Annotated in this window: 9 protein-coding genes; 5 read left to right on the forward strand and 4 right to left on the reverse strand. The window is 38.1% G+C overall.

The features are described from left to right. Positions 1-111: 111 nt before the first annotated feature. From BGO84_RS12405 to BGO84_RS12420, 4 genes are read left to right on the forward strand one after another with little or no spacing between them, the layout of a single operon-like run. Positions 112-618: an RNA polymerase sigma factor gene (locus BGO84_RS12405; protein ID WP_291029557.1), complete on the forward strand. Its 507-nt coding sequence runs from the start codon at positions 112-114 to the stop codon at positions 616-618. Between the two features lies 1 nt (position 619). Continuing rightward, complete coding sequence (locus tag BGO84_RS12410) at positions 620-1048, forward strand: hypothetical protein (protein WP_291029574.1); 429 nt, start codon at positions 620-622, stop codon at positions 1046-1048. A gap of 11 nt (positions 1049-1059) precedes the next feature. Then, positions 1060-1545, forward strand: coding sequence for a hypothetical protein (locus BGO84_RS12415; RefSeq protein WP_135103881.1), 486 nt, complete (start codon positions 1060-1062; stop codon positions 1543-1545). A gap of 4 nt (positions 1546-1549) precedes the next feature. Then, complete coding sequence (locus BGO84_RS12420) at positions 1550-2389, forward strand: hypothetical protein (RefSeq protein WP_291029576.1); 840 nt, start codon at positions 1550-1552, stop codon at positions 2387-2389. Positions 2390-2482: 93 nt separating this feature from the next. Here the strand turns inward: BGO84_RS12420 and BGO84_RS12425 are convergent, their stop codons facing one another. The 3 genes from BGO84_RS12425 to BGO84_RS12435 all read right to left on the reverse strand — a co-directional run bounded on the left by BGO84_RS12425 (position 2483) and on the right by BGO84_RS12435 (position 7409). After that, entirely contained in the window at positions 2483-5992 is a 3510-nt protein-coding gene (locus BGO84_RS12425; protein ID WP_291029578.1) for a bifunctional proline dehydrogenase/L-glutamate gamma-semialdehyde dehydrogenase, read from the reverse strand. A 174-nt stretch (positions 5993-6166) separates the two neighbouring features. Next, positions 6167-6751: a hypothetical protein gene (locus tag BGO84_RS12430; protein WP_291029580.1), complete on the reverse strand. Its 585-nt coding sequence runs from the start codon at positions 6749-6751 to the stop codon at positions 6167-6169. A 73-nt stretch (positions 6752-6824) separates the two neighbouring features. Then, entirely contained in the window at positions 6825-7409 is a 585-nt protein-coding gene (locus BGO84_RS12435; protein ID WP_291029582.1) for a Crp/Fnr family transcriptional regulator, read from the reverse strand. Between the two features lie 218 nt (positions 7410-7627). On the opposite strand from BGO84_RS12435, the gene BGO84_RS12440 reads away from it, so the two are divergent. Continuing rightward, positions 7628-9787 (forward strand): elongation factor G, encoded by a 2160-nt coding sequence (locus tag BGO84_RS12440; RefSeq protein ID WP_291029584.1) that lies wholly within the window; start codon positions 7628-7630, stop codon positions 9785-9787. 81 nt (positions 9788-9868) lie between these two features. Here BGO84_RS12440 and BGO84_RS12445 read toward each other — a convergent pair whose 3' ends face one another. Then, a complete protein-coding gene (locus tag BGO84_RS12445; RefSeq protein WP_291029587.1) occupies positions 9869-11257 on the reverse strand; it encodes an aspartate ammonia-lyase in 1389 nt (462 codons plus the stop codon). Positions 11258-11590: the final 333 nt, after the last annotated feature.

Below are 11590 nucleotides of genomic sequence, written 5' to 3' on the forward strand. Positions count from 1 at the left end.
TGTTTGTTATGTTGGTTTTTTGGCAAGGTGATAATTGAGGCGTTTTTGGTGATATAATTAAAATGTTACTTTTTATGTTACAAATTTCAGTGTGGTTCGTTATCTAGATACATGGAGTTAGAAAAGTTCAAATCGGATGTTGTACCTCTACGCAACAAGCTGCAGAATGTTGCAAAGAATATGCTGGCTAATGAGGTAGATGCTGAGGATGCTGTTCAGGAAACCTTTTTGAGGTTATGGAATCAGCGATCTCAGTTGGGCAATCATCCTAATGTTGGTGGATTTGCAATGCAGACGTTGAAAAATATATGTATTGATAAGTTGAGGGCGGAGAGGCATAATGTTTCGCTCGATGGTATATCCATTGCCGGAAATTCGATAACTCCATATACATTTACTGAACAACAAGACAGTGTGTTGATCATCAGGAATATTATCGACTCTTTGCCCGAAACTCAACGCCAAATTATAACATTGCGAGATGTAGATGGATATGAATTGGGCGAAATCGCAGCAATTATAGGCTCAGAGGAAAGTACTGTAAGGGTAAACCTTTCGAGGGCACGTAAGGCTGTTAGAGACAAATTTTTGAGTATGAATAATGTAATACGAAAATAGGATGAGTGATATAGATTTGCTTTTAGAAAAATACTTTGAGGGGCAAACTACCCTGAAAGAGGAAAGTATCTTACGAAATTATTTTCGTCAGTCCGAGATCGAAGATCGGCATAAGGTATATGCACCTATGTTCAACTATTTTTCAGCAGAAAGAAAAGAGGTTGCCGTAGAAAGGAAAAAGAAGAAAATACCTTTTTATGTATGGATAAGTGTTGCCGCTAGTATATTATTGATAATAGGCATCAGATCATTCAATTCAGTATCGGTTGGCAATGATATGGGCGGAACATTTGTATATGTTGATGGTGAGAAAGTTACGGATGAGGCTGAGGTCAGTGTTGCTGCACTCAATTCTATTCGCGTTGTATCAGAAGTCGATAATGATGTGGTGAGCACCCAAATCGGGATTTTGGATTCTTTTACTGAATAAATTAGAAAATTATGAAATATAAAGTGTTGATGTTATATTGTTTATTGCAGATTGTATCCATGTCTGCTTTAGCACAAGATCACCTGAATATAAAAAGCATATTTGACAAATATGGCAAACAAGAGGGATCAGTGCTCGTACAACTATCGTCCGACATACTTTCACAGGGCAGTAATATTACTTTTTACAAAAGCCTCATTATGAATAATGATGTAGCCAAAGAAAGAGATGTTCTCAATCTCCTGAAACTTGATATCGATAAAAATGTGATAGTATCGGAGGTTAAGAAAAATGGAAAAGTGGAGTCGGGGACATATTATGTAGGCAAAGACAAATCGGGCAAAACAGGTGAATATATTTTGTATAAGAATAAACCTGATAAGATAACAATCGTTTATCTGAAAGGGAACTTCCCACCTGCAAGGCTCGATTCGGAGCTGAAAAAATTGAAAGATCTTTTTATTTATGTGAATGATAAACGTTTAAAAATACAATAGAAATATGAAAAAAATAGTTGTGTTCTTAGCTTTTTGTTTTGTTGTAATATCCGCAAATGCCGATGAGATTGTATTGCAGGATACGATAGTAAAAACAGTACAGATCATCAAGGAGATAAATAGGAATACAGGAGATACCGTTATTGTATCTATGACAGAAACTCAGGAGTTAATACCGAAGGATGATAACGAGAGCAGTGTTCTTTACAATGGATCGACCTACAATTTTATCTTTTCGTGGAATAAACGAAAAAGTTTGAGTTCTCACTGGACAGGATTCGGTATGGGATTTATGAACTATAGTGACAAAGATATTCCTTTTGGAAAATTGAAAATGAGTAGCTCTCATAATTTCACAGTCAACCTTTTCGATTTTCATAAGCAGATCGGAAAAACCAATTGGTTATTTGTTAGTGGAATAGGAACAGAATGGTCTCGTTATCATTTTGATGACAACGCCGCTTTGACTCAAGTGAATGGCGTTACGTCTTTTGTTCCTGCTCCGGAGGGTGTTAATTATAAATCGACAAAGCTATTGGCATATTACATAACTATTCCTCTCTTGTTGGAATATCAGGTATCAGATTTTCATATATCCGGCGGGGTAGTGGGCTTCTTCAAATACTATTCCAAATCGCAAGTTAAATATTATGAAAACGATAAGAAGCAAGTCGTGAATATGGGGCGCGATCTGAATATACGTCCTATAGATATGAGATTGAGGTTGCAAGTTGGGATAAGGGATGTTAGTGTATATGGTTACTATGCTCCATTCTCGATGTTTGAGAAAGATAAAGGGCCTGATCTGAATACTTACACCATCGGCGTTATGCTAGGTATATAGAGATTGATTGTTTAGTCATTCCCAATGAAAAAAGAGCCCTTTAACCTAATAACCTAGGTCGGGGGCTCTTCTCTTCATTCAAAAAAATTGGACTTATTTATTATCTTCACCAAAGATGCTGCCGTAACGATGGTATTCGTAAGCAATACTTTGTTCTTTCAAGTAGTGTAACAGTTCGATACGTCCTTCAATTAAAGGCTTGTCGGATGCAATATGCTTTCCTAATTTTGCCGCTTTCCGATAGATTGCATCAGAAAGGTCTGAGGTACAAGTGCGGACACGTTCGTATGAATCCATTTCTTCTACAAACTTTTCTTCGTCTTGTATCTTGATGTGGACACCGGACAGCATGCTTGAAGCTTTTTCTATAGCCTCTAATTTTTCGTCGCTACCCGAAATGCTAACTACAACAGGAGTTCCCGACCTGTTGGAAGCTAACAAAATTAACAGAATATCGCACAAAGAGTCTGATTCTTGTATGCGCAAACCTATACTCTTGAGAGGTAAATAGCGGAAGATGTTTTCTTCACCATAAAGATGATTAACATCTCTTGCTTTCGAGAATTCATTTAGCCACGCTTTTGAATAACTGTCGTAAGCAAAGTTTAGGCGAGCCTTTTCTTTTATATCAGTCAGAAGATCACCTATATTGTATTTATATTCAGATCCACCCGTTACATCTTTTTCTGTGAATTCGACAAAGCATGATACATAATTAGGACCTCCGGCTTTGATGCCTCCGCCAAAGGCAGAACGTTTCATTCCTCCAAATGGTTGACGGTTTACGATGGCTCCGGTTATCCCTCTGTTGATATATAGGTTTCCGGCCTCAATACTGTTTTTCCAGAGATCGTGCTCTGCTTCATCCAGACTTTGCAATCCGGCAGTAAGACCATACTCTGATGAATTGGCATAATCTATTCCTTCTTTCAGTCCATCTATGCATACAACAGATAATAGAGGGGCAAACAACTCATTCTTAAACGTAAAGCTACCTGGTTTAACACCCCATTTTACAGTAGGCTTGAGTATATATTTCTTATCATCCAAAAACTCCGGAGCTACGAGCCACGATTCACCCGGTTCGAGATTGTTGATGGCATGTATCAACTTCTCGTTGTCGTTAGTTATCATTGGGCCTACCATATTCATCGTATCCCATACACTACCTGTACGCAGGCTTGTTACAGCATCTCGAAGTTTCGACTTGAAGTTCTCGTCATTGTATATTGTTTTGTCTACCAGGAATAGAGAACATGCCGAGCATTTTTGTCCTGCATTTCCGAAGGCCGATGACACCACATTTTGTATGGCATGATCCTGATCACCATTCGCCGTGAGTATGATTGCGTTCTTACCGCCTGTTTCTGCCGATAATGGAGTCTTAGGGCTGTTTTCCAATAGGCGGAATGCTGTATCAGTACCTCCGGTAAGTATTATATGTTTTACAGAAGGGTGAGCAGTAAGATAGTCTAACAAAGAGCGATCTGCACTGCATACAACTTGTAGCGCATCTTTAGGTACACCCGCATCCCAGAAGCATTTCGCAAACTCCCATGCTATTGGTAATGCTACTGTAGCAGGCTTTAGGATAACTGTATTTCCTCCGGCTAAAGCAGCGGCAACGCCACCTACAGGGATTGCAAGCGGGAAGTTCCAAGGTGGAATCACCAAGATTATACCCTTCGGTTTGTACTCAACAGTACTTAGTACTGCAAACTGCTTCATCGTAATCGGATAAAAACGGCAGAAGTCGATAGCTTCAGATACTTCTACGTCTCCCTCGCCGAATGTCTTTCCGGTGATAGCTGCCATACATCCGATAAGATCTCCTCGCTTCGCACTTAAATTTTCGGCTACTTGGTGGAGTATCTCATTTCGTTTGTTTACATCCGTTTTTCTCCAGCCCGATTTGTCTTCTTCGGCAATACTTATTATTTCTTTTATCTGATCGAGTGACGATAGATTTGCTTCGCAGAAACAAACCTGATCATTTCGGCTGCGATCATAGTACTTCTTTTTGTGTTCGGTAATAACTTCTTTATCTCCTATCTGAACAGGTACAACAAAGTTTTTGTCGTCTACAAGCGTACCCCATTTGCGCAGTGCTTCTAATGCCCATTCTCTATTTGCACCTAAGTCAAGATCGGTGTCGGGTTCGTTATGGAATACATTTATATCTACAGGGATAGGTTTTTCTTTCCTGTTCTGTGTCCTGAATGATTTTGGAACTATACTATCTTTCAACTTATATGCTTCGAGGAACTGATTTGTTAGGAAGTTCCACTGAGGGCTATCAAGCTTCAGGTTGAATGAATAGCTAAGGAAGTTGTCTTTTCCTGTATTTTCATCCAGACGCCGAACGAGATAGGAAATAGCGTTAAGGAAGTGTGCCTTTTTAACTACCGGGGTGTACAGAATGATTTGTTTATTGAGCCCTCTTATTACTCGCGGAAGATTGTTTGCCATTCCCTCTAGCATCTCGAAAGTGACACAATCGCCAACGCCATTCTTTTCACTGAGCAGATAGGCATAAGCAATACTAAAGAAATTGTGCGATGCCACACCTACATGTAATGCTTTTGCATTTTCAGGCTCTAAGGCTATGTCAAGAATGTGCATATAGTTGGCATCTACTTCTACCTTTGTAGATAGTATAGGATTTGGCCAGCCTTTTAGTGAAGATACAATACTTTCCATCTGAAGGTTTGCTCCTTTTACCAAGCGCATTTTTAATGGAGAGCCTCCTGCGTCCACACGCTTTTTCGCAAACTTCAATAAGCGTTCCTGAAATAATCCCGCATCGGGTAGATAGGCTTGTATTACAATACCTGCCATGTAATTCTTGAATTGAGGCATGCTCAATACTTCTTCGAATACATCGAGCGTAAGGTGTGTATCTTTATATTCTTCCATATCCAGATTCACAAATTTAGGTCGGGTTACTCCCTCCTGATCTGTATATGGATAATCTATTGCCTGCTGGTAAATTGTTGCGACTAATTCACAAAGCTCTTTTTTGTTTTGCTCGTAGCTCAGCGAATGTATTTGAGCATATATGCCTGATAGCTTGATTGAAATATAATTTATATCCGGTTCTTTCAATGCTTCCAGATAATGTTCGTATCTGTTCCTTGCTTCGCCATCGCCAAGAACAACTTCACCTAATAAATTAACATTTTGCCCTATTTTGGAATTCCATCTGCCTGATAAATGACCTGTAAGTGTAGGGCGTTCTTCCGCTATGATTATTTTATTAGTCTCCTCACGCAATCTTCTATTAAATAAAGGAACTGCTATTCCCGGAGCCAGAGAGCCAAAGTTCATAAAAAGTTTTAGCTGGAGCCGATCGAATGAGCTAAAGAAATCAGGAACGCCATATTCGTTGATAAGCTCTTTCATTCGCTTAACAACAAGTTTTTTATCTCTTATCTGTGACGATTCGTCGAGCATTTTAGATAAGACAGTTTTATTAGAAGGGGTTTGAATGAGTGAAGCAAACTTTTTTTGTTCTTTGACTTCCTCGGGGGTTAACTCTTTTTCTGCTCTTACGAGAAAGTCTTTTGCCCATTCAAGGACTTCTTTAGTCGTGATTTTTTCCATAGGTGTATATGCTGTTAACAAGGTTTTATTTAGAAACCTAAAGTTATATCAAAAGCTTGATAAAATGACTCTGATAAGTGAAAAAATATCACAATTTTAAGAGTGGTGGCTATAAAACAATAGAAGGCTCTTAATTAAATAATTAAGAGCCTTCTGCGCGGTTGTGTAGATAAATTATTTACTCCATATTCTGTATCCTATCCTGAGCACGGGTGAGATATCCATATTGGGGATATTGTATTGTACCTGATCAAAATCAAGACTTTTATCTTTTCTCAAATATATATGTATGGCCGGTTGTATATAAAGGTTGCGCCATATAAAAAATTGGTAACCAATCCCGCCTCCAAAATCAAAGCTTCTCATATCCTTTTTAACACCTGTACCTTTTTGCTCAATTTCAAACTTATGAGCCTCTATAAATGTATATATATCAAGATTCTTCCATACATTATACCCTAAGAATAAACCCGGAGCGGTTTTGTAATATCTTTTAAAGTCGTCGGCTGAATTATTTATCCCCGCTCTCTCGGCATTGTACGATCCCCCGTTAATAACACTAACTCTTACTCTCCATCTTTCATATCTATACCCTAAGGCAAAATGATAACCTCCGGTAAGAAACATGGGAAATAAACTTTCTGCTTCAAAAGCTTGCTTTACTTCATGGCTTTGCTTGTTTTTCAGGGGTATTGTTTCTTGTGCAGAGATACTAACTGCCAATCCAAGAAGAATGAATACTATTAATTGCTTTTTCATATTCTGATATTTTAATAATTATGACAAATATCCGGATAGAAAAGCAATTGATTACTCCGCATTTGTTACCAAATTACTCTTTCTTGAAAATCGTATTTCTTATACGGCTTAATGATTTAGGCGCAATTCCAAGGTAATTAGCAATATAGTGCAGGGGAATTCTTTGAAATATTTCAGGATAATTACGGAATAGCTTTAAATATCTTTCTTTTGCAGATAGAGTTTGTAAATCGATACTCATTTGAGTCATTTTTATAAAAGCTTGTTCTGTAAGTATTCTCCCAAAACGTTCGAGAGAAGGTATTCTTTGATAAAGATAAGGCAGATCTTTTTCTTTTATTATCCAGAGTTCACAATCCTCAATAGCTTTTATATTAAGATGAGAAGGGAGTCTTTTAAGGCGGCTATAATTATCAGTTACCCACTCTCCTTCAAAAGCCATATCTGTAGTCATATCATTGCCATTCTCCAGTTCTTTGCAGTATATCAATACGCCTTTATTAATGAAGGCTATAAAATTGCAGATCACACCCTCATACAAGAGATATTCATTCTTTTTCAGAATTTTATATTCAATATGGGTACTCAATATTTCCCATTCTTCGTCTGAGAGGGAAATGATAGTTTCGATATAGCTTTTTATTTTTTCGGTATCCATCTATTCATCTATCTCAATATGAGCAAAGGTAAGCAATCGTAGATAATTTATTTTGAATCTTTTGGTTGAAATTCATTATATGCTAACTTTTATAACTAAATAACATACGTTTTTTTGCTATTTCATCAGAACATTTCATTAATTTTGGAAAACATCGCCTCAAAATGGAGGCAATTTGGTAAAAGGAATAATATTAACCATGTAAAAAACATTTAGCCATGAGAACTTACCAAACACAAGAAATCAAGAACATCGCAATTCTTGGTAGTTCGGGAGCGGGCAAAACCACTCTCGCCGAAGCCATGCTCTTTGAAGCCGGCGTCATTAAACGCAGAGGAAGTGTTAAAGATGGAAATACTGTCTCGGACTATTTCCCTGTGGAAAAAGAATATGGATATTCCGTTTTTTCCAGCATTTTCTCTGTGGAATGGATGAACCGAAAATTGAATTTTATTGATTGTCCGGGATCTGATGATTTTGTCGGAAATGTTGTTACGTCACTCAATGTAACAGACACTGCACTTATGGTACTTAATGCACAGTATGGCATGGAAGTGGGTACTATAAATCAATTGAGATATACTCAAAAGCTTCAAAAGCCTGTTATTTTCATCGTTAATCAACTTGATCATCCTAAGGCTGACTTTGATAACGTTGTCGCTCAACTCAAAGCTGAGTATGGCGAAAAGGCAGTACAAATACAATACCCTATCAATTGTGGCGAAGGTTTTAATGCTGTGATTGATATATTAAAATATAAAATGCTCAGATGGAAACCCGAAGGTGGAGCTCCTGAGGTGCTTGATATTCCGGATGAAGAACTGGAAAAAGCAAGAGAATTAAAGCAGAAGTTAGTAGAAGCCGCAGCAGAAAATGAAGAGTCTCTGATGGAAAAATTCTTTGATCAGGGAACACTCACCGAAGATGAGATGCGTATGGGAATCCGTTGGGGATTGGTGCATCGCGATTTATATCCGATTTTCTGTGTGTCGGCCGAAAAAGATATGTGTGTGCGTCGTACAATGGAGTTTTTAGGAAATGTAGTTCCTTACGTACGCGATTTACCGGCTCCGGTAAATACAGAAGGAGAAGAAATAAAACCGGATTCGGAAGCTCCAACCAGCTTGTTTTTCTTTAAAACAACCGTTGAACCTCATGTAGGTGAAGTGTCCTACTTTAAAGTAATGAGCGGAAAGGTGCATGAGGGAGATGATCTTATCAATACAAATAGGGGCTCTAAAGAACGTATGGGGCAAATATTCGCTCCTGCAGGACAACAACGTACAAAAATAGAAGAGCTTGTAGCGGGCGACATCGGTGCGGCAGTGAAGCTCAAAGATGTTCGTACGGGGAATACACTGAATGCAAAAGGCGTTGATAATAAATTCGACTTTATAAAATATCCTGATCCTAAGTATCGTCGTGCAATAAAAGCTGAAAACGAAAAAGATACTGAAAAAATGAATGAAGTATTGCAGCGTATGCGCGAAGAAGATCCTACATGGTTAATAGAAAATTCGAAAGAGCTAAAACAGTTGATCGTATCAGGACAAGGAGAGTTCCATCTTAAAACGTTGAAATGGAGAATTGAAAACAATGATAAGATTCCAATTGTTTTCTCAGAACCTAGGATTCCTTATCGTGAAACAATTACCAAAGCAGCTCGTGCAGACTACCGTCATAAAAAACAATCGGGAGGAGCCGGACAATTTGGAGAGGTGCATCTCGTTGTAGAGCCATATACAGAAGGTATGCCTGCACCTGATGTATATAGATTTAATGGTCAGGAATTTAAAGTGCAGGCACGTGATACCCAAACGTATAATTTGGATTGGGGGGGCAAACTCGTATTTGTGAATAGTATTGTAGGGGGTGCAATTGATGCTCGTTTCCTTCCTGCTATCCTCAAAGGTATCATGTCTCGCCTAGAACAAGGACCGCTAACAGGATCTTATGCACGTGACGTTCGTGTAGTTGTATATGATGGTAAAATGCACCCGGTAGATTCGAATGAAATATCATTTATGCTTGCTGGTCGCAATGCCTTTAGTGAAGCATTTAAAAATGCAGGACCTAAAATTCTTGAACCTATATATGATATATCTGTATTTGTCCCTTCGGACAAAATGGGGGATGTGATGAGTGACTTGCAAGGGCGTCGAGCTATGATCATGGGAATGGAAAGCGAACGAGGAATAGAAGTCTTGAAGGCAAAAGTTCCTTTGAAAGAAATGTCTAATTATTCTATTTCACTCAGTTCCTTAACAGGAGGCCGTGCTTCATTTACGATGAAGTTTGCCAGCTATGAACTCGTACCTTCAGATGTTCAGGATAAGCTGTTGAAAGAATATGCAGAAAGCCAGAAAGACGAAGATTAATAGAAATAAGTTTTTTGTCGAAATAAGAATAAGGAGTGGAAAAAATATTTTCACTCCTTTTCCATTTTCTAAAGGGAGGGGTTATTTCACTCCTGTCATATTTTCCGGATTTAATATCCTATCCAAATCATCTTTAGATAGTATATTCTTTTTCAGTACCAGATTATACACATTCGCTCCTGTTTCCAAAGCTTCTTTTGCTATAGCCGTGCTATTCTCATAGCCTATATATGGATTCAATGCAGTCACGAGTCCGATACTGTTCATAACAAGACTTTTGCAATGTTCTTCATTAGCAGTAATACCCTCGATACAGTTTTTTGTGAGGCAAACTATTGCATTGTTAAGCAGGTTTTGCGATTCGAGTAAAGTATACGTTATAATAGGTTCCATAACATTCAGTTGTAGCTGACCTGCTTCAGCAGCCATTGTAACCGCAAAATCATTTGCCAATACTCTAAAGCATGTTTGAGAAACAACTTCAGGAATAACCGGATTTACTTTCCCGGGCATAATAGAAGAACCTGCTTGCATCGGTGGTAGATTTATTTCGTGTACTCCGCAGCGTGGCCCTGATGCCAGTATTCTAAGATCGTTACATATTTTGGAGAGCTTTGTCGCTAGCTTTTTCAATGCAGAAGAATAGGCTACGAAACTACCTGTATTTGATGTGGCTTCTACCAGATTCTTTGCAGAAGTAAAATTGAATCGAGTGAGACGTGTCAGGTTTTTAGCACATAATGCGTCATAACCGGGAATAGCATTCAGTCCTGTACCTACAGCTGTTGCTCCCATGTTTATTTCGAGGCACAAATTTACGCTTTGTCTCAGAGAAGTCTTCTCCTTCTCTAGAGTCGCAGCGTATGCGTCAAATTGTTGTCCCAATGTCATTGGTATGGCATCTTGCAGATGAGTACGCCCCATTGTTATCACATGCTTCAATTCCTGTCCTTTTTGCTTGAGGGCTGTTATTAGCTCAATCAAGGTGTCTTCTATCATTTCATTGTAAAAGAGAATTCCTAGCTTTACGCCTGTCGGATAAGCATCGTTTGTCGACTGAGAAAGATTTACGTGGTCGTAAGGAGAACAGTATTGATATTCACCTTTTTTGTGCCCCATAATCTCTAAGGCAATATTTGCTACTACCTCGTTGATATTCATGTTGGTTGAGGTTCCTGCACCTCCTTGTAGCATATCACTCGGAAACTGGCCGTTGTAATCTCCTTCTATAACTTTTTTACAGGCTTCTATTATTGCATCGTGAATGTCTTTATCCAAGACTTCAAGTTCATAATTCGCTTCGGCTGCTGCCCATTTTACATAGGCTAAAGCTTTAATGAACTGAGGATAATGTGATAACTTTATTCCTGAAATATTAAAATTGTTGATTGCTCTTTGAGTGTGTATTCCATAATAAGCATTATCAGGAACAAGCAGACTGCTAATAAGGTCATTTTCTATTCTACTCATGATGTGATATTTTGAAAGTTATTAAATGGGTATTCGGTTAACAATCGCTCACTAAGTTATGTATTTATTCTTAATTAAAATATTTATTCTATTAAAATGTCATATTTTATTAGTTCTAAAGTTATTCGTTATTTTTTTGTGTAAAGAAACGAGAGCTTCTTTACCTAAGTTTTGTATCTTTGTCGTATGAGACATATGAGATTGATCGCTTTGACTCTAACTCTGATGGCTAGCATGTTTATGTTAGCTCATGCTATTATGCCTCATTCGCATCATGATGGTGTTATCTGGGCTCTTTCCTAAAAGTTGTGGAGATATAATTTTTCCTAACTT

It is taken from the genome of Dysgonomonas sp. 37-18, from assembly GCF_001899125.1.
Lineage (GTDB): Bacteria > Bacteroidota > Bacteroidia > Bacteroidales > Dysgonomonadaceae > Dysgonomonas.